We start from the raw sequence: 17,383 nt of genomic DNA, 5'->3' as shown, positions 1-17,383 counted from the left end.
GATCCGGCTCCTGCAGCGTTATAGAGCGATGGGTTTGCGCCCGGCGAAGGAGTGAGCCAGGGTGCCACCGTCCACCAGCTCCAGCTCGCCCCCCAGGGGCACGCCGTGGGCGATGCGCGAGGTGATCAGGCCCTTGTTGGTCAGGAGCTGGGCAATGTAGTGCGCGGTGGCCTCGCCTTCCACGGTCGGATTGGTGGCCAGGATCACTTCGCTGAAGCTGCCCTGTTCCTCGATCCGTGCCAGCAACTGCGGGATGCCAATGGCTTCAGGACCCAAACCATCCAGCGGTGACAGGTGCCCCTTGAGCACGAAATAGCGACCTCGATAACCGGTCTGTTCCACCGCATATACGTCCATCGGCCCTTCCACCACGCAGAGCAAGGTGTCGTCGCGACGCGGGTCGGCACACTGCGGGCACAGCTCGTCTTCCGTCAGGGTCCGGCACTGGCGGCAATGCCCCACGCCCTCCATGGCCTGGCTCAGGGCCTGGGCCAGACGCAAGCCGCCACTGCGATCACGTTCGAGCAGTTGCAGGGCCATGCGCTGGGCGGTTTTCTGACCCACGCCCGGCAAAGTCCGCAAGGCGTCGATCAGTTGGCGAATCAGGGGGCTGAAGCTCATGGGCAAAGGTCCGACAAAAACAACGAGACGCGGTTTATACCCGCGCCTCGGGGTAGCGTCAAATGCTCGCGTCCGTTGCGACCTTGACCACCAGCTTGCCGAAGTTGCGCCCCTCCAGCAGGCCGATGAAGGCTTGCGGCGCCTGTTCCAGGCCCTCGACCACGTCCTCCTTGAACTTGACCTTGCCCTCACGCACCCAAGGCGCCATGGCCTTGATGAACTCCGGGTGCCGGTCGCCATAGTCGTCAAAGACGATAAAGCCCTGGATGCGTACCCGCTTGGTCAGCAAGGTGCGCTGCAACAACGGTAAGCGGTCCGGCCCCGCAGGCAGCGCCTGGGCGTTGTACTGGGCAATCAGCCCGCACAGCGGAATGCGCGCCTTGGGATTGAGCAAGGGCAGTACCCCATCGAATACCTTGCCGCCGACGTTTTCGAAATAGATGTCCACGCCCTTGAAGCAGGCCTGGGCCAGCTCATCGGCGAAGTCGGCGCTCTTGTGATCGATGCACGCATCGAAACCCAGTTCTTCGACCACATAACGGCATTTTTCGGGGCCACCGGCCACGCCCACCACCCGCAGCCCCTTGAGCTTCGCCACCTGCCCGACCACCGAGCCCACGGCACCGGAAGCAGCCCCGACCACCAGAGTCTCTCCCGGCTTGGGCTGGCCGATGTCCATCAACCCCATGTAGGCGGTCATTCCCGGCATGCCCAGCACACCCAGGGCCATGGAGGGGCTGGGCAGGCCCGAAGGCACCGGGATCAGGTTGCGGCCATCGCAAATGCAATGGCTCTGCCAGCCGGTGGCCCCCACCACCAGATCCCCTGCCTGGAACTTGGGGTTCAGCGAGCGCTCGACCCGACTCACCGCGCCGCCAGTCATGACCTCATCTATCTCCACCGGCGCCGCGTAGGACGGCGCATCGCTCATGCGCCCGCGCATGTAGGGGTCCAGAGACAGGTAGAGGGTCTTCAACAGTACCTGGCCATCAGCCAGTTCCGGCAAGGCCACCCGCTCCAGGCGAAAGTTCTCCGGCACGGGCGCGCCCTGGGGACGCGATACCAGCACCACACGCTGATTGAGGGTCAATGTCTGCGGCATCGTGGACACTCCTTTAGAGAAAGTTGACTGAAACTGTATAGGGTGCAGACCCTGAGAGGACCATGGCGTTCGATGTTTTTGCAGCTGAAGCGGCGGCGGCCCTGGCCTGCAAGCCGGCTCCCGCGAGCAGCGCCGTACTTATCGACAGAATAAAAAAAGCCAGGCACAAGGCCTGGCTTTTAGTCCATCCGACGCGCGTGCGCGAATCAGAAGGGCAGTTTCATGCCAGGAGGCAGTTGCATGCCGGCGGTCATGCCGGACATTTTTTCCTGGCTGTTGGACTCGATCTTGCGCACGGCGTCGTTGACCGCAGCGGCAAACAGATCTTCCAGCACTTCACGGTCATCTTCGCTGACGCCTTCCAGCAGGCTCGGGTCGATGCTCACACGCTTGATGTCATGACGGCCGGTCATGACCACGGTAACCATGTCGCCGCCGGCCTTGCCGGTGACTTCAGCGTTGGCCAGCTCTTCCTGCATCTTGGCCATTTTTTCCTGCATCTGCTGTGCCTGCTTCATCAGGCCGGCCATGCCACCTTTCATCATGGGAATTACCTCAAAGTACGGGGATGGAAACGGCGCCCGGCTCAAGGCCCGGCACCCTTTGAATGATCAGCCCTGAGCCGCCAGGGCCTCGACAGGTTCAATAGTATCGTGGCGCACCACCGCACCGAACTCCTGGACCATCCGCTGGATGAACGGATCACCGTGGATCGACTCCTCCGCTTCGCGCTGACGATCGGCACGGCGCCGTGAAGCGGCCTGGGCCGGGGTTTCCTGCTCGGGCTTGATCAGCTCGATCGCCAGGGTCAGGGTCCGCCCGTGGTACTGGTTCAGCGCGTCGTTGAGGCGCCGCTGCTGGGTGGCGTTGAACAGGGCGCTGTGGGCCGGGTCCAGGTGCAACAGCCAATTGTCGCCGTCCACAGCCATCAAGGTGCAGTTGGCGGCGATGCTACCGGTCATGCCGGAAATCGGCAGCTTGGGAAACAGTTCCAGCCACTCCAGGGCGAGGCCGGTGGCGGGCTTGGCGGCGGGCTCCGGCTCGGGTTCCGGGGCCGGCTCGGCGGCATGCTCGCTGGCCAGTTCGTCCAGGTAGCTGTAGGCCGAATCGATGTCCGGCTCGATGTAGTCTTCGTCCAGCGGCGGCTCGTCGTCCAGGTCGATCCCCGGGGTGGCGGCATCAACCTCGGCCACACTCGGCTCGGGCATTGGCGCGCTGACCCACTCCGGCGCGTCCGGCACCACGCTGTCCGGCGTCGGGGTCGGCATTGGCGTCAGTTCAGGCTGCTCGGCGGCCACTTCCAGCACCGGCTCAACCGCCGGCTGCTGTTCAATCTGCGGCTCTACCGGGTCGTTCCATGGCAGGTCGACCACGGCTTCGGCAACCACCGGCACAGGCTCGACGGCAATCGCCTGGGCAACGGGCTGCGGGGCAGGTTCAGGCTCGGCAACAGGTGCTGGTGCTGGTGCTGGTGCTGGTGCTGGTGCTGGTGCAATTGGAGCACTCACAGCCGGGGCCGGGGCAACAGTCGCTACAGGCACAGCGGGTGCCGGCACCGCCACGGTTTGGGCGGAATCAACTGTGGCCTGGCTGATCCCCACTGGCTTTAGCGGCTGTCTCGGCGCATCCGCGGTGTCTGCCGGGCGGAAGGCCAACATCCGCAGCAGGACCATTTCAAAGCCGCCACGCGGGTCTGGCGCCAGCGGCAGATCGCGCCGGCCGATCAGGCCCATCTGGTAATAGAACTGCACATCTTCGGCCGGCAGTGCCTGGGCCAGGGCCAGCACCCGGTCACGATCGCCATGCCCGTTATCGACCCCTTCCGGCAGCGCCTGGGCAATGGCCACTCGGTGCAGCACATTGAGGATTTCCGAAAGCACGCCGTTCCAGTCCGGCCCCTGCTCCGCCAGGTGCCGCACCGCCTCCAGCAGTGCCTTGGCATCGCCGTTGATCAGCGCATGCAACACGTCGTAGACCTGACCATGATCGAGGGTGCCGAGCATCGCCCGAACATCAGCGGCCATGACCTTGCCTTCACCGAAGGCAATCGCCTGGTCGGTGAGGCTCATGGCATCGCGCATCGAGCCGTCGGCGGCGCGGCCCAGCAGCCACAGCGCGTCGTCCTCGAAGGGTACGTTCTCCACACCCAGGACATGGCTGAGGTGCTCGACCACCCGCTCGGGTGTCATGTTTTTCAGGGAAAACTGCAGGCAGCGTGACAGAATGGTCGCCGGCAGCTTCTGTGGATCGGTGGTCGCGAGGATGAACTTGACGTACGGCGGCGGCTCTTCAAGGGTCTTGAGCAAGGCGTTGAAGGAGTGACTGGAGAGCATGTGCACTTCGTCGATCAGGTAGACCTTGAAGCGCCCGCGGCTCGGTGCATATTGCACGTTATCCAGCAGTTCACGGGTATCCTCGACCTTGGTCCGGCTCGCGGCGTCGATCTCGATCAGGTCGACAAAGCGTCCTTCATCGATTTCGCAGCACACCGAACAGGTGCCGCACGGCGTGGAAGTAATACCTGTTTCACAATTCAGGCATTTGGCTATGATCCGCGCGATGGTGGTCTTGCCCACTCCGCGGGTGCCGGTAAACAGATAGGCGTGGTGCAGCCGCTGGCTGTCCAAGGCATTGATCAGAGCCTTGAGCACATGGGTCTGGCCGACCATTTCGCGGAACGAGCGCGGACGCCATTTACGTGCAAGAACCTGATAACTCATCGAAAACCGTCGCAACTGGAAAGCGGAAGCCGGTAATGCTAGCGGAGCAAGGGCGAAATTGCATCCGGCGCGCTCGTCTAATCTGTCTAAGCTGACTTTTGCAACGGATTGCTCGCCCGCCGACACCCTGGAGATTGTATGCGTTTGACCTGGGGCGCCCTGTTTTTCTTCAGCGCCAGCTTGCAAGCCGCAGAGCCAACTTTGCGCTTTGCCGTCGCCGACAGCTGGACCATGCCAACCATCGAGATCAAAGGCGACCAGCCCACCAACGGCATCCTGTTCGACACGATGAACAGCCTGGCCCGGCACCTCGACACCCGCGCCGAGTTCCACGTCCTGGCCCGGGCCCGGGTGCAGAATGCCATGACCCAGGGCGAAGTCGACGTGCGCTGCTATGCCGCCCAGGCGTGGTTGCCGAACCTGTCCGGGGATTACCTGTGGAGCGTGCCCCTGTTCATGCAGCGCAACCTGCTGGTCAGCACCCACGCGGTTCCGGCGGTGGTCCACCTGCAACAGCTGTCGCGCCAGCACATCGGCACCGTGCTCAGCTACACCTACACCCCCTTGCAGCCGCTGTTCGACGCCAACCTGTTGATTCGCGACGACGCACGCAATGAAGAGCAGGTGTTACAGAAGCTGGTGGTCGGGCGCTACCGCTATGCCATTGCCAGCCAGTGGACCCTGGACTGGTTCAACAAGACCCAGGCCTCCGCCAACCCACTGCAAAGCGTTGCGGTGCTGCAGGAGCAAGCCGTCGGCTGCTACGTGCGCGACGCCCCGGGAGTGCCGGCCCAGCGGATCCTGCGGACCCTGCTGCGCATGAAAATGTCCGGGGAAATCGACGCCATCGTCCAGCGCTACGTTGGCCCGCTGCCCTCCGAAAGCGCCTCGCCCTGAAGCTGATCGTCGCGCCAGGCCAAGGGCGGTTCGAAACTGCGCACCCACTCCAGCACCGCCTCGGCAGGCATCGGCGGGGCAATGAAATCACCCTGGGCCACATCACAGCCCAAGGCCATCAACCGCGCGCCGTGCGCCAGGCTTTCCAGGCCTTCGGCCACCACCCGCCGACCAAACGCCTGGGCCAGCCCCACCATCGCCTGGATCAGCGCCTGATCGTCCTCGTCGTGCAGCATGTCGCGCACGAACAGCCGGTCGATCTTGATGGTCTGGGTACGCAAACGCTTGAGGTAGCTGAGGGACGACTGACCGGTGCCGAAATCTCCCAGGGAGAACTGCACGCCAAATCCCTGGCAGGCATCGAGGCAATCGCTGACCCGCTGGATATTGTCGATGGCCACCGACTCGACAATCTCCAGGTCGAGCAATGCCGGTAATACGTCCGGGTAACGATCGAGCATGTCCTTGAGCCGCTCGACGAAATCCGCGCGCTGGAAATGCCGCGCCGCCACGTTCAGGCTCACCGGCCAGCCCATGCCCGCCTGCTGCCAGCCCTGCAGCCGGGTCATTACCTGATCCATGACCCACTCGCCGATATCGATGATCAGGTCGGTCTCCTCCACTTGCTGCAGGAATTCCTGGGCGCCCAGCATCCCGCGCTGCGGATGCTGCCAACGCAGCAGCGCCTCGAAGCCCACCACGGCACCGGTGCGCATGTTCACCTTGGGCTGGAAGTACAGGCACAGCTCCCCCCGGTGCAGCGCCTGGCGCACCTGTTCCACCGTCTGGTAAGTGACCATCACTTCACGGTCACGCAGCACATCGAACAGGTGAAAGCGGTTGCGCCCACTCTGCTTGGCCACATACATGGCCTGGTCGGCGTGACGCAACAGGGTATCGGCGTCGTGGTTGTCGTTGGGGTACAGGGTCACGCCGATGCTGGCGAAGACATTGATGTCCTTGCCCTGGATCGAATATGGCTGGGAAATGGTCGCCAGTACCCGCTGCAATGCCGCGCGCAACTCCAGCATATCGCGCACATAACGCAGAATCAGCACGAACTCGTCGCCGGCCAGGCGTGCCACCACATCCTCGCCGCGGATGATCGAGCGCAACCGCGCGGCCACTTCCACCAGCAGCAGATCGCCGCACGCGTGGCCATAGCCGTCATTGACCGCCTTGAAACCGTCCAGGTCGAGCATGCACACCGCCAGGGGAATATCCTCCGCGCGGGAGAAGTCCAGGGCCTGGTGTAACAGCTCGGAGAGAAAGGCCCGGTTGGGCAGCCCGGTGAGCACGTCGTGCCCGACCCGCCATTGCAACGAATGCAGCAGCTGGCGCTTTTCACTGACATCGAAACGGATCGACACGTAACGCATCACCCGGCCGGAGCGCTGGTCCACCAGCGGCACCATGGTGCTGTCGACCCAGTACAGGCTGCCATCCTTGGCGCGGTTGCAGATCTCGCCCTTCCACACCCGGCCCTGGGTGATGGTCTGCCACAGCTCGGTGAAGAACTCCGGCGGGTGCAGCCCGGAACTGAGCATGCGGTGATTGGCGCCGAGCAACTCTTCACGGCTGTAGCCCGAGACCTGGCAGAACAGATCGTTGACATAGGTGATGCTGCCGCTCAGATCAGTCTCGGAGAAGATGGCGGCGGCATCGACGGCCCTGCGGTATTTCTCATCCATGAGTCGAACTCACTGTCGCTAGCGGTTGAACCGCTCGACCAGGGCACGCAGCCCGGAAGAGATGTTTTCCAACTCAGTGCCGCGAACCACACCGGCGCTGGCATTCTCGGCCGTGCGTTGCACGGTGGCGGCGACGGTGTTGATCTGCTCGGACACCGATTCGGCGACATGCGACTGCTCCTGGGACGCCGCGGCCATTTGCTGGCTCATATCAGTAATGCGCTCCACTGCAGCCCCAATCCCCTGCAACGCCTGCTGCGCCTGCAACACTTGCTGCACACCCTGTTCGGCCTCCTCGATGCCCAGGCTGGCGATCTGCACGGCCTCGTCGGCCCCGGACCGCAAGCTCTGGATGATGCCCTGGATCTGCTGGGTCGATTCACGAGTCTTGCCAGCCAGGGCCCGCACCTCATCGGCGACCACGGCAAAACCGCGCCCCTGCTCACCGGCCCGGGCAGCCTCGATGGCCGCATTCAGCGCCAGCAGGTTGGTCTGGTCGGCAATGGCCTGGATCATGCTCGCCGCCACCATGATCTCCTGGGTCTGCCCCGCCAGGTCGCCTACCGCCTGGTTGATCTGGGTCACCGTGCGCGCCAGCAACTGGATCGCATCCCGGGACGTGCCAGCCACCTCGCTGCCCTGGCGGGCCAGGAGATTGGCGGTGTGGGCTTCGCTGGCGGTGTGCTGGACATGCTCGGCGACTTCGGTGATCGAGGCGGCCATCTGAGTCATGGCCGCCGCCGTCATGTCGGTTTCGGCCCGCTGTTCGAGCAGTGCCGATTCGGTACGGCTGGACAGCTGGCTGGAGTCGGCCGCTGCGGTGGCCATCTGCCGAGCCAGATCACTGAGGCGGGTCAAGGCGGTCTTCAGGCGCGCCTCTTCGCTGATCAGGATCATCTGCAGCTGTGCTGCCGGCCCCAGAGCTTCGCTGTAGGCCAGGGCGCAGATCGGATCGGCAAAGGTGTTCGGCGTGCTGCTGACAATCTGCTTGAGCTGCTGCCCCATGCGGCGCTGGGCCAGCAGCCCGACAGCAACGAACCCCAGGACCGTCAGGCCCTGCGCAGCCAGCATCGGCAGCCATTTGAACGCCGCCAGGCAACCCACCGCCACCGCTACCGGCAGCAGCAACGGCCGCGCCATGGCTTCGGTGCGACGCCAGGCGCACACCGGGGCCTTGTCGGCCCGCAGGCGGGCGTACAGGGTTTCGGCGCGGCTGACCTGCTCACGAGTCGGCTTGACCCGTACCGATTCATAGCCCACCAGCCTGCCCTCTTCGAGAATCGGCGTGACATAGGCGCTGACCCAGTAGAAGTTGCCGTTCTTGCAGCGGTTCTTCACCACGCCCATCCAGCTCTGGCCCGCCTTCAGGTAGCCCCACATCGACTCGAATACCGCCGCCGGCATGTCCGGGTGGCGTACCAGGTTATGCGTGCTGCCGATCAGTTCGGCCTGAGTGAACCCGCTCATCGCGGCGAACTCGGCGTTGCAATAGGTAATATGACTGTTGATGTCGGTGGCGGATATGAGCCGCTGCTGGTCGGGAAAGGTCTGCTCAACAGAGGTGACCGGCAAATTGAGACGCACTTTAGAACTCCATAGACAGCCAGCGATCAACAGTTACCGGAGCCCGGTAATCAGCTGATTCGCGATGTACTTTCCTGGCGGTACAACTCAATCGGAAGGTTCGCCCTGATTGCAGCCGTACAGCGGTTTGCGCGGCAGTTGACCGTCGATTCGACGGAGATCAACTAGGATCAGATTAGGCGTCAGGTGGGGACGGCGGACGGAGCGTTGGCGGGATATACGAGACGTGCGAGCCTCTGCCAAGTCCTTGGTTTAGGTGAACAAGGGAAATGCAATGATTTCTTGTTTCATAAACCAGCCTGCTGAAACTAGATCACCAAATACCTGTCCGAAGCGCCGATTCTACGAAATGCATCACATTTTGCAAAGCAAGGTGATGAACCATGGTGTTGTCTAATGCCAATATTTATCGTTAAGTTCTTGATTCTAAATGGGAATTGAGCGATGCAAATTTCAAGTTTGGGTGCAGCCATCAAACGTTATCGAAAGGTAGCGGGGCTTACTCAGGCTGAACTAGGTGAAAAAACCGGTTTTGACCCAAAAACCATCAGCCGCTTCGAAACCGGCACCTACACCCCCAGCGTTGAAGCTCTATTTCTGCTAGCCGAAGTACTGGGAGTGAAGCTGAAAGCCTTCTTCGCCGATCTGGGCGACGAAGAGGAACAGCGGGCTTATTTGTTCGGTGTCATTCACAAAGCCACCCCGAAGGATCTGGGAAAGCTGATAGCAGCGGTAGACCAGGCCTTGTCCAAGCCTTGAGCCCCGCAACAAATCAACGCCAAGAGGCAGGCGTATCGACAGCGATATGCAGGCCTCTTTTTCAATCGATGACTCCTGACAGGAACTGACAGCCCCGGCGCATAAGCTTGCGCCCACTGCACAGCTCACACCCCCCGGAGTCGCCATGATCACCAACACCAACACCTACTTCCTGTTGTATGTGGACAGCCCTGCCGTCAGTGCACAGTTCTACAGCCGCCTGCTGGAAAAACAGCCGGTGGAATCCTCCCCGACCTTCGCCCTGTTCATCCTCGATTCGGGGATCAAGCTCGGCCTCTGGTCCCGGCACACCGTGCAACCCAGCGCCCAGGCGGCCGGCGGTGGCGGCGAGCTGGGCTGGGCGGTAGACAGCCGCGAAGCAGTGGACGAACTGCACCGGCAGTGGCAGGCCCTGGGCATGCGCATCGCTCAGCCGCCCACCCAGATGGATTTCGGTTACACCCTGGTGGCTCTCGACCCGGACGAGCACCGCCTGCGGGCGCTGTACCTGACCATCGACTGAATCGACGCTACCGAAACGGCGCCGGACCCGGCGCCCTTCCCGGAGAAAAACAGAAACCTCGCATTGAGCCACCCGCCACTCATCGTTATCCTTCCCGCCGACTTGTCACAAAATGTAAGGGAATACGATGAAGTACCTGCGCCTCCTCATGGCCATGGCCGCCCTCTGCGCCATGCCATTCCTTGCCAACGCCACCACCGCGCCCGAAAGCCAGGACGCCGAACCCCAGACCGCCGAACAGTTCCTCGCCTCGCTCTCTCCGCGCCATGGCAACGTCAAGCTGCCTGGGGATATCGCCAGCCTCGACTTGAGCAAGGAGTTCTATTACCTCAACCCCAAGGACACCGAGAAACTGCTGACTGAAGGCTGGGGCAACCCACCCGGCTTCACCACCCTGGGCATGATCGTGCCCAGCGCCGTCAGCCCGCTGTCCGCCGAAGGCTGGGGCGTGATCATCAGCTACAAGAACGATGGGCACATCTCCGACGACGATGCGGCGAAGATCGACTATCAGGACCTGCTCAAGCAGATGCAGGAAGCCGATGAAGAAGACAACAAGCAGCGCCAGGAACAGGGCTACGGCGCCATCCACCTGCTGGGCTGGGCTGAGCAACCGAGCTACGACGCGCAGTCGCACAAGATGTACTGGGCCCGCGAACTGAAGGCCGAAGGTGCTCAGAACAACACCCTGAACTACAGCATCCGCGTGCTGGGTCGCGAAGGCGTGCTGGAACTCAATGCCGTCGCCTCGATGGACGACCTGGCCACCATCAAGCGCGAGATTCCCAAGGTGCTGGCCTTTACCAACTTCACCGATGGCAATCGTTACGCGGACTACAACCCCAGCACCGACAAACTGGCCTCCTACGGCCTGGCAGCCCTGGTAGCCGGCGGCCTCGCCAGCAAGGCCGGGCTGTTCGCCAAGCTCGGCGTGCTGCTCCTGGCCGGCAAGAAATTCATTGTCATCGGCGTGCTCGCCATCGCCGCCTTCGTTGGCCGGCTGTTCAAGAAAAAGAGCTGAATCCCGCGCGACAACGCCCTACCACGCCAGGGCGTTGTCACTCGCCAGCCCCGCTCTAGCGCTCCTGCCCCGCAGGCGCCTGAGCAGCGGTTTTCGGCGACGGCCAGCGCCCAGCGCGGCGCTGACGCCAACGCCCTTCCAACGGCATCGCCATCACACTGCCCAGTACCACAGCCGCCCCCAGCAGCACACTCGCTTGCAGGGTTTCGCCCAGCACCGTCGCCGCCAGCAGCATCGCCACTGGCGGGATCAGGTACATGGCAATCGACGCCCGGCTGACCTCAACCCGCGCCAGCACATAGGCCCAGGCCAGATAGGCCAGTGCGCTGGGAAACAAGCCCAGCAACAGCACCGCCAGATTCACCCGCCACGACGCCTGGACCACCGCCTGCGCCAGTCCGGGCGCATACACCGACAACAACAGCGTGCCGCACCAGACCATGTAGCAGACCGTGGTCAACACCCCATAGCGCCCGGAAAAGCGCCGCTGCAAAACGAAATACAGCCCCCAGGAAAATGCCGCCAGCAGCACCAGCAGCCCCCGCGGCTCGATCGAGCCCAAACCCTTGTCAGTTGCAACCACCAGCACCGCCCCCAACAACCCAACCGCCACACACCCCCAGCGCCAGCCACTGACGGGCTCCTTGAGCCAGAAAAACGCGATCAGCGTGCTGAAAAGTGGCGCCGATTGCGCCAGCACACTGGACGCCCCGGCGCTCAACCCCTGCTGCCCGTAGTTGAGGCTGACGTGATGCAAGGCGATGGCGAAGAATCCCAATACCAGCAACCACGGCAGGTCACGCCAACGCGGCAGGGAGATTTTCAGCACCAGCGCCATGCCGGCCATGAACAGCGAAGCCATCAGGAACCGCAACAAGGCCAGGTGCCCCGGGCTGTAGCCCTCCAGGCCAATGTGAATGCCCACCGGCGAATAGGCCCAGCACAGAATCACCGCAGCAATCGCCAGCACCAGCTTGAACAGGGGCGAGATCTTCACGACACAGGTATCCACAAGGCAAGGAGAAGGCCTGCAGTGTCGCGCCGCGCACAACTCACCACAATTAACCGATACTGAGGCCATTCCTCACTGGAAATGAGCAATGGAACTGACCCAACTGAAAATGGTGAAAGCCGTGGCCCGCACCGGCAGCATTGCCCGGGCGGCCGAACAGCTGCATTGCGTGCCGTCCAATATCACCAACCGCCTCAAGCAATTGGAGGCTGAACTGGGCACGCCATTGTTTACCCGGGTCGGGCGCGGCCTGCGGATCAGCCCGGCCGGGGAAATCTTCCTTGGCTACAGCGAACGCATCCTGGCCCTGGTGGACGAAGCCAGGCGCGCCGTGGACAGCCAGGCCGAACCCAGCGGCCTTTTGCGCCTGGGCTCGATCGAGTCCTGCGCCGGAGGACGCCTGCCACCCCTGCTGGCGGAGTACCACCGACGCTACCCGAAGGTCAGCGTGGAACTGGTGACCGGCACCTGGTCGCAACTCTTTGAGGAACTACGGCACCAACGCATCGACGGCGCCCTGGTAGCGATCGACAGCCTGCCGGCCAAACTGCAACAGACCGTGCTCTACCACGAACCCCTGGTGCTGATCTCCAGCGCCGCCAGCGCTCCCATCCGCCGCGCCAGTGACTTGCAGCAGCACACCCTGTTCATGTGGCCACCCGGCTGCCCCTACCGCCGCGCCCTGGAAAACTGGTTGGCCCGGCACGGACTGAACCTGCCCATCACCGGCTATGCCAGCTGGGGCACCATCATCGGCTGCGTCAGTGTCGGCGCCGGGGTCTCGCTGATACCGGAGGGGGTGCTGGAGCGCTACTCGCAATCGGCCAACCTGACGGTGCAGCGCTTCACCGACTTGCTCCCGGTGGATAACCGCTTCGTCTGGCACAAGGACGTACAACACCACGGTGCCAGGGACGCCTTTGCCCAGCTGTTGCAAGAGAAGCTCGGGGCCTGACAGCCATCTCTTGGGCCTGTTGCAGGCCACACCGAGCATTTGCGCACAACCTGCGAGCATCCCGGCACAATGCCGCGCACCGCCTCTGAATAGACTGGTCCTTCCTCCTCCTCACCTGGACCAGTCCCTCATGAAAAACCGCTTTTTACCCTGCGCTCTCGGCCTCGGCCTGAGCCTTGGCGCCCACGCCGCCGACTTCACCCTCAGCAGCTCCGACATCGCCGATGGCAAGCCCATGAGCAGCCAGCAAGTGTTCCAGGGATTTGGCTGCGCGGGCGCCAACACCTCACCGGAACTGTCCTGGAACAGCCCGCCGGCAGGCACCCGCAGCCTGGCGATCAGCGTCTATGACCCTGACGCCCCCACCGGCAGTGGCTGGTGGCACTGGACGGTGATCAATCTCCCCGCGACCACCCGACAATTGCCCAGCGGCGCCGGCGATAGCCGCGGCGCACTGCTGCCGGCAGGAGCCATTCAAACCCGCACCGATTACGGCCAACCCGGTTTTGGCGGCGCCTGCCCACCCGCGGGAGATAAACCTCATCGCTACCAGTTCACCGTCTGGGCACTGAAGGTGGATAAACTGCCCCTCGACGCGCAGGCCAGCGGCGCCATGGTGGGCTACATGCTCAATGCCAACAGCCTGGCCAAGGCCACACTGACCGCCACCTACGGACGCTAGACAGCATGAACGCACCCGCCGGCCTGCAGCATCATCAAAGCCGTATCGACGCCTGCATCATCAAGGCCCGTCAGGCCCATGCCTTGCGGCGGGTTCCGATATTCGTCAGCGCCCTGTGCCGGGTGCGCCAGGGCGAAAAGCGCATGAGCTGGGACGACCGCGAGAGACGCGTTGGCGCCCAGCACCTGATCCTGCTGCCGGCGGGGCGTGAGGTGGGCATCAACAACTACCCGGGCGCACACGGGCATTACATCGCCGACGTGGTGAGCTTTCCCACCCAGGCATTGCGCAACTTCAGCCTGCGCTACAGCCAGCAGATCGTCAGCCGCCCAGGCCCGAGCGAGCTGTGCGTTCCTCTGGACCGGCATAGCACCCTGGCCTGGGACAACCTGCTGCAATGCATCGCCGCCAACGCACCGGATGCATTGCGCAGCCATTACGGCGAAGCGGTGCTACTGGCGCTCGCCCTGGGTGGCTGGGCCGGCCCTTTGCTGCTCGACCGTCACGATCCGCTGTGCGAGCGCGTGCAGCACCTCCTCATGAGCAATCCGGCACGGGACTGGACCGTGGCCTGCGTGGCCGAACGGCTGAACCTTGGCGCTTCGACATTACGCCGCCAATTGGCAAGCGAGGGCGGCAGTTTCAGCCATATCCTCGAGAACGTCAGGCTGGGCACGGCCCTGCAATGGTTGCAGACCACCGCTCGGCCCATCGGTGAAATCGCCGCAGCCAGCGGCTACGCCTCGGCATCGCGCTTTGCCGTGCGCTTTCGCAAGCATTACGGGCTTTCCCCCCGAGAATTGCGGGCAGCGATCTAACCGGCGCCAGTCACCTTGACTGGCTGCTCATCAGCGCATCGATGAAGGGGGCTTTCTGCGCCAGGTATTCGCCGATGCCCTGGCGATTGCTGGCTTCAAGCTGAAGCTTAAGCGCCTGGTATTGCTGACGGATGTTGCTGTCCTGGCGCAACAGATCGCGAAAACGCAACATGCGCCCGACTTGCTCGTGCCCCGAAAGACAGACATGCACCTTATGGGTACGCACGCCCTCGACATCACGCCGATAAAAGTGATGCCCCGGGGAAAGATTGCTGCCCCGCACATACCCCAACGTCGCCATGAAGGCGTTGCGCGCGGCCTCATCCCGGTGCTCCACGACCACCACCAGCAGATCGATCTCCGGCTTGGCCGCCAGCCCCGGAACAGCCGTGCTGCCCACATGCTGAATATCCACCAGCTCGGCGCCGAAGCCTTGGGCGATACGCCCTTGCTCGGCACTGAAGGCCGCTGGCCAGTGATTGTCATAAGCACAGATTTTACTGGTCAGCGCCATTGGCACTCCGTCCCTGATAGCAAAAAACGCGAGAGCTTAGCTCCGCTGGGCAATCCTTGGAATCCTCCCGCACGCTGGAGCCAACCATGAGGAACCGCCAGATAGCGCTACACGCCTTCCCTGCGCCCATCAAACTCAAACCAGAAACTGGCGCCGCCACTCTCCGACCGGCCATCCATGAATTCACTCAACAAGTCGTCAAGGCGTTCAGGCACTCGCCGTCACTTCCTGAGCCGGCCACACCTGCAACTTGAGTGCACCCTCGGCACCCAGCGCAGCAATGAACGGCCGTGGAAAGGGCTCGATGCAATGCAGCCGTCCGACGGTGTTTCTGGCCAATGCCTGCAACGCAATCAACGAAGAAAAACCGCTGCCGATCTCGACAATGTTCCGCGGGCGGAGACGCCGCACATAGGCGTAGTAGGCCATGGCATCGCTGCCTGTGAACTGGCCGCTTTTCCAGAAGTACGAACGGCTGTTGTCCTTGTCCCCGGTTTGCGCCGAAGTGAAATCGACCCCATATCGAACGAGCTCGGCAAGTTCTGCCCGCAACGCGTCCCGATCGAAGATTCCACAGTGCAAATACGGCGGCTCTGCTTCGTTGTATTCGTAGAACGCCTTATCGGTGATACGCGCCATGTCATCGATTTCCTTGTTCAAGCGGTGCTGGACAAGGCAGAACACCTGCGGCACGCCCTCTCCCGTTAGGAGAAACAGCCTAGACCGTTCACCCCCGCGGTGCAGCGCAACGCTTTTGAACTGGCCACCAACGCAGAAGCCGCTCACGCCCGCCGCAAGCAAAGGCTCTTGAGAAAACAACGGACGCAGAAAAACCAGCACCACGCTCGCAAGCGTTGGGCCGAGTGGCGGGACAACGTCAGGTAGAATCGCAACGGATGCATCACTCCTTGTACCACCGGGTGGTAAAGGGTGAAAAATCGTTGGAAAAGAATGACTTGGAGATTGGAGGCAACCCCACCAGCCACACCCCGGCACACAATGTTCCCGCTGTGGCTGCTGCCTTCCGGCTCTGACCAGGTTCACGGGTAATCGTTGCGGGGGGACCGATGGGGTCACCATAACGACGCTCGCCTGTCGGCGAGCCGCGCCATTGTACCTATCTGAGTTGAACTTACAACTGCTCCTTGCAGATTAAAAAATCTGATGAGCTTCAAGTACTTGGCTGTGGCCCGCCTACAAGACGGCAAGTGTCAGCCCAGAGACAGGGCTTCGTCGGCGCGACCGCCTTCCTGCTGGACCACCAGGTGAATGAAGTGCAGCTTGGCAATCACTGCCGGCGGCAGGCTGAAGGGATAGAAGTCCGGCTGGCCCATGCTGCGCGACAGTTCGTTGAGCATGCCCGCCAACTCGATCCAGGCGTTGACGAAGGCCAGGAACGCCGGGCCGCTCGGATGCTGCGGATCATAGAGGCTGCCCAGGGGAAACGGCTGGTAGTCGAGGTCGACGTCACGCGCGCTCATGCCGAAACCCAAGGCGGTATCCAGCGCATCCATCATGTGCAGGTAGTGGGCCCAGGTTTCCGCCCAGTCCTCCCAGGGGTGCATGGTGGCGTAGGCACTGACATGACTTTGCTCCCAGCCCGCCGGCGCGCCCTTCTGGTAGTGCCGGTCCAGGGCCTCGGCGTAGCTGTAGCGTTCGTCGCCAAAGAGGCTGCGGAACGGTTCCAGCCAGGCACCGTGGGCAATCAATCGATCCCAGTAGTAGTGACCCACCTCGTGACGAAAGTGCCCGAGCAGGGTTCGATAAGGCTCGTGCATCTGCGCCCGGACCTTTTCTCGATGAGCATCATCAGCCTCCTTGATATCCAGGGTGATCAGGCCGTTGGCATGCCCGGTCATGGGCGCCCTGCCCTCCAGGTCGACACCGATGAAATCAAAGGCCAGTCCGGCCTGCTCATCCTCGCTCTTGGAAATCACTGGCAACCCCAGATCAAGCAGTTGCGCCACCAGCCGGCGCTTGGCGATTTCCACTTTGCGCCAGCGCTCCGGGTTCTCGGCCATGGACAGGTCGGGGATGGTCCGATTCAGACGACAAGCCACGCACAGGCTGTCGGTCAGGTGCGCAGGCAGTAACCAATTGCAGGCCGCCGGTGCATCGAGATTGGCGCAGCGCCTGAAGGCGCCGGCTTCGGGCTGGCTGTCGAGCACCCAGGTAGCCGTCATGGGGCCGGGCTGCAAGGACGACAGAACGCCCAGTTGCGGTGCATAGCCGAGCATCGCCGAACAGGCCAGGCACTGGCTGTTGCGAAAGAACAGCGATTGCCCGCAGCGGCAGGACCAGAGTTTGCTGTTGCGTGAACGATCACCGACGAAGGGCGCGGCGATCCGGGAACTGAGCTGCTCGAAGAAACGGTGCATGACGAATCCTCCCTGAGGCTTGCCAAGACTAGATCATGGGCAAGCCTGTGGGGTTCCAGGATTCGCAGGCTGCACCGCAGGCACGGGAAGCCTCTGTGGAGCTTGT

17 protein-coding genes, 1 other RNA gene and 1 pseudogene are annotated in these 17,383 nt (G+C 62.8%); 7 read left to right on the top strand and 12 right to left on the bottom strand.

All coding sequences use genetic code 11. The features are described from left to right. Nucleotides 1-18 precede the first annotated feature (18 nt). The 4 genes from recR to dnaX form a co-directional block, all read right to left on the bottom strand. On the bottom strand, nucleotides 19-621 hold the full coding sequence (gene recR, locus LXM55_RS16665; protein ID WP_011060227.1) for a recombination mediator RecR: 603 nt from the start codon (nucleotides 619-621) through the stop codon (nucleotides 19-21). A 58-nt stretch (nucleotides 622-679) separates the two neighbouring features. Beyond that, nucleotides 680-1,723, bottom strand: coding sequence for an NADP-dependent oxidoreductase (locus LXM55_RS16660; protein ID WP_233321379.1), 1,044 nt, complete (start codon nucleotides 1,721-1,723; stop codon nucleotides 680-682). 206 nt (nucleotides 1,724-1,929) lie between these two features. Then, nucleotides 1,930-2,268 carry a YbaB/EbfC family nucleoid-associated protein gene (locus LXM55_RS16655; protein WP_015634779.1) on the bottom strand — a complete coding sequence of 113 codons (339 nt, stop codon included), beginning with the start codon at nucleotides 2,266-2,268 and terminating at the stop codon, nucleotides 1,930-1,932. Between the two features lie 66 nt (nucleotides 2,269-2,334). Continuing rightward, on the bottom strand, nucleotides 2,335-4,443 hold the full coding sequence (dnaX, locus tag LXM55_RS16650) for a DNA polymerase III subunit gamma/tau (RefSeq protein WP_233321378.1): 2,109 nt from the start codon (nucleotides 4,441-4,443) through the stop codon (nucleotides 2,335-2,337). A 138-nt stretch (nucleotides 4,444-4,581) separates the two neighbouring features. On the opposite strand from dnaX, the gene LXM55_RS16645 reads away from it, so the two are divergent. Further along, on the top strand, nucleotides 4,582-5,340 hold the full coding sequence (locus tag LXM55_RS16645) for a substrate-binding periplasmic protein (RefSeq protein ID WP_233321377.1): 759 nt from the start codon (nucleotides 4,582-4,584) through the stop codon (nucleotides 5,338-5,340). Here the strand turns inward: LXM55_RS16645 and LXM55_RS16640 are convergent. The 3 genes and pseudogenes from LXM55_RS16640 to LXM55_RS32700 all read right to left on the bottom strand — a co-directional run. Then, entirely contained in the window at nucleotides 5,301-7,031 is a 1,731-nt protein-coding gene (locus LXM55_RS16640) for a putative bifunctional diguanylate cyclase/phosphodiesterase (protein ID WP_233321376.1), read from the bottom strand. The two genes, LXM55_RS16645 and LXM55_RS16640, sit on opposite strands and share 40 nt — an antisense overlap. A gap of 18 nt (nucleotides 7,032-7,049) precedes the next feature. After that, nucleotides 7,050-8,102, bottom strand: a complete 1,053-nt coding sequence (locus tag LXM55_RS16635) for a methyl-accepting chemotaxis protein (protein ID WP_442799765.1) — start codon at nucleotides 8,100-8,102, stop codon at nucleotides 7,050-7,052. Between the two features lie 231 nt (nucleotides 8,103-8,333). Further along, nucleotides 8,334-8,615: pseudogene (locus LXM55_RS32700) on the bottom strand (PAS domain-containing protein); the annotation flags it as partial. A gap of 444 nt (nucleotides 8,616-9,059) precedes the next feature. Between LXM55_RS32700 and LXM55_RS16630 the strand changes: the two are divergent. The 3 genes from LXM55_RS16630 (at nucleotide 9,060) to LXM55_RS16620 (ending at nucleotide 10,918) form a co-directional block, all read left to right on the top strand. After that, nucleotides 9,060-9,374 carry a helix-turn-helix domain-containing protein gene (locus LXM55_RS16630; protein WP_011060220.1) on the top strand — a complete coding sequence of 105 codons (315 nt, stop codon included), beginning with the start codon at nucleotides 9,060-9,062 and terminating at the stop codon, nucleotides 9,372-9,374. Nucleotides 9,375-9,519: 145 nt separating this feature from the next. After that, complete coding sequence (locus LXM55_RS16625; RefSeq protein WP_233321374.1) at nucleotides 9,520-9,897, top strand: VOC family protein; 378 nt, start codon at nucleotides 9,520-9,522, stop codon at nucleotides 9,895-9,897. 127 nt (nucleotides 9,898-10,024) lie between these two features. Beyond that, nucleotides 10,025-10,918: a DUF2167 domain-containing protein gene (locus tag LXM55_RS16620; RefSeq protein ID WP_233321373.1), complete on the top strand. Its 894-nt coding sequence runs from the start codon at nucleotides 10,025-10,027 to the stop codon at nucleotides 10,916-10,918. Between the two features lie 55 nt (nucleotides 10,919-10,973). On the opposite strand, the gene LXM55_RS16615 is transcribed toward LXM55_RS16620, so the two are convergent. Beyond that, nucleotides 10,974-11,915 (bottom strand): DMT family transporter, encoded by a 942-nt coding sequence (locus LXM55_RS16615; RefSeq protein WP_233321372.1) that lies wholly within the window; start codon nucleotides 11,913-11,915, stop codon nucleotides 10,974-10,976. Nucleotides 11,916-12,018: 103 nt separating this feature from the next. On the opposite strand from LXM55_RS16615, the gene LXM55_RS16610 reads away from it, so the two are divergent. The 3 genes from LXM55_RS16610 to LXM55_RS16600 all read left to right on the top strand — a co-directional run bounded on the left by LXM55_RS16610 (nucleotide 12,019) and on the right by LXM55_RS16600 (nucleotide 14,385). Beyond that, entirely contained in the window at nucleotides 12,019-12,885 is an 867-nt protein-coding gene (locus LXM55_RS16610) for a LysR family transcriptional regulator (RefSeq protein ID WP_233321371.1), read from the top strand. A 130-nt stretch (nucleotides 12,886-13,015) separates the two neighbouring features. Next, a complete protein-coding gene (locus LXM55_RS16605; protein ID WP_233321370.1) occupies nucleotides 13,016-13,567 on the top strand; it encodes a kinase inhibitor in 552 nt (183 codons plus the stop codon). A gap of 5 nt (nucleotides 13,568-13,572) precedes the next feature. Beyond that, on the top strand, nucleotides 13,573-14,385 hold the full coding sequence (locus LXM55_RS16600; RefSeq protein WP_233321369.1) for a helix-turn-helix transcriptional regulator: 813 nt from the start codon (nucleotides 13,573-13,575) through the stop codon (nucleotides 14,383-14,385). A gap of 10 nt (nucleotides 14,386-14,395) precedes the next feature. Here LXM55_RS16600 and LXM55_RS16595 read toward each other — a convergent pair whose 3' ends face one another. From LXM55_RS16595 to LXM55_RS16580, 4 genes are all read right to left on the bottom strand, one after another. After that, complete coding sequence (locus LXM55_RS16595) at nucleotides 14,396-14,899, bottom strand: GrpB family protein (protein WP_233321368.1); 504 nt, start codon at nucleotides 14,897-14,899, stop codon at nucleotides 14,396-14,398. Nucleotides 14,900-15,106: 207 nt separating this feature from the next. Next, nucleotides 15,107-15,742, bottom strand: coding sequence for a class I SAM-dependent methyltransferase (locus LXM55_RS16590; RefSeq protein WP_233321367.1), 636 nt, complete (start codon nucleotides 15,740-15,742; stop codon nucleotides 15,107-15,109). A 130-nt stretch (nucleotides 15,743-15,872) separates the two neighbouring features. Then, nucleotides 15,873-15,969: signal recognition particle sRNA small type (gene ffs, locus LXM55_RS16585), an RNA gene on the bottom strand. Nucleotides 15,970-16,110: 141 nt separating this feature from the next. Continuing rightward, nucleotides 16,111-17,277, bottom strand: a complete 1,167-nt coding sequence (locus LXM55_RS16580) for a zinc-binding metallopeptidase family protein (protein WP_233321366.1) — start codon at nucleotides 17,275-17,277, stop codon at nucleotides 16,111-16,113. Between the last annotated feature and the right edge of the window lie 106 nt (nucleotides 17,278-17,383).

Origin of the sequence: Pseudomonas sp. Au-Pse12 (genome assembly GCF_021341665.1) — a bacterium.
Taxonomy (GTDB): Bacteria; Pseudomonadota; Gammaproteobacteria; order Pseudomonadales; family Pseudomonadaceae; genus Aquipseudomonas.
This window is presented reverse-complemented; position numbering and strand designations above follow the sequence as displayed.

What these genes read in the sequence shown, in the direction of transcription:
- LXM55_RS16645 (WP_233321377.1), top strand. Translation starts at nt 4,582, where the DNA reads ATGCGTTTGACCTGGGGCGCCCTGTTTTTCTTCAGCGCCAGCTTGCAA.
- LXM55_RS16610 (WP_233321371.1), top strand. Translation starts at nt 12,019, where the DNA reads ATGGAACTGACCCAACTGAAAATGGTGAAAGCCGTGGCCCGCACCGGC.
- LXM55_RS16620 (WP_233321373.1), top strand. Translation starts at nt 10,025, where the DNA reads ATGAAGTACCTGCGCCTCCTCATGGCCATGGCCGCCCTCTGCGCCATG.
- recR (WP_011060227.1), bottom strand. Translation starts at nt 621, where the DNA reads ATGAGCTTCAGCCCCCTGATTCGCCAACTGATCGACGCCTTGCGGACT.
- LXM55_RS16655 (WP_015634779.1), bottom strand. Translation starts at nt 2,268, where the DNA reads ATGATGAAAGGTGGCATGGCCGGCCTGATGAAGCAGGCACAGCAGATG.
- LXM55_RS16660 (WP_233321379.1), bottom strand. Translation starts at nt 1,723, where the DNA reads ATGCCGCAGACATTGACCCTCAATCAGCGTGTGGTGCTGGTATCGCGT.
- LXM55_RS16635 (WP_442799765.1), bottom strand. Translation starts at nt 8,102, where the DNA reads ATGCTGGCTGCGCAGGGCCTGACGGTCCTGGGGTTCGTTGCTGTCGGG.
- LXM55_RS16595 (WP_233321368.1), bottom strand. Translation starts at nt 14,899, where the DNA reads ATGGCGCTGACCAGTAAAATCTGTGCTTATGACAATCACTGGCCAGCG.
- dnaX (WP_233321378.1), bottom strand. Translation starts at nt 4,443, where the DNA reads ATGAGTTATCAGGTTCTTGCACGTAAATGGCGTCCGCGCTCGTTCCGC.
- LXM55_RS16580 (WP_233321366.1), bottom strand. Translation starts at nt 17,277, where the DNA reads ATGCACCGTTTCTTCGAGCAGCTCAGTTCCCGGATCGCCGCGCCCTTC.
- LXM55_RS16640 (WP_233321376.1), bottom strand. Translation starts at nt 7,031, where the DNA reads ATGGATGAGAAATACCGCAGGGCCGTCGATGCCGCCGCCATCTTCTCC.
- LXM55_RS16630 (WP_011060220.1), top strand. Translation starts at nt 9,060, where the DNA reads ATGCAAATTTCAAGTTTGGGTGCAGCCATCAAACGTTATCGAAAGGTA.
- LXM55_RS16625 (WP_233321374.1), top strand. Translation starts at nt 9,520, where the DNA reads ATGATCACCAACACCAACACCTACTTCCTGTTGTATGTGGACAGCCCT.
- LXM55_RS16605 (WP_233321370.1), top strand. Translation starts at nt 13,016, where the DNA reads ATGAAAAACCGCTTTTTACCCTGCGCTCTCGGCCTCGGCCTGAGCCTT.
- LXM55_RS16600 (WP_233321369.1), top strand. Translation starts at nt 13,573, where the DNA reads ATGAACGCACCCGCCGGCCTGCAGCATCATCAAAGCCGTATCGACGCC.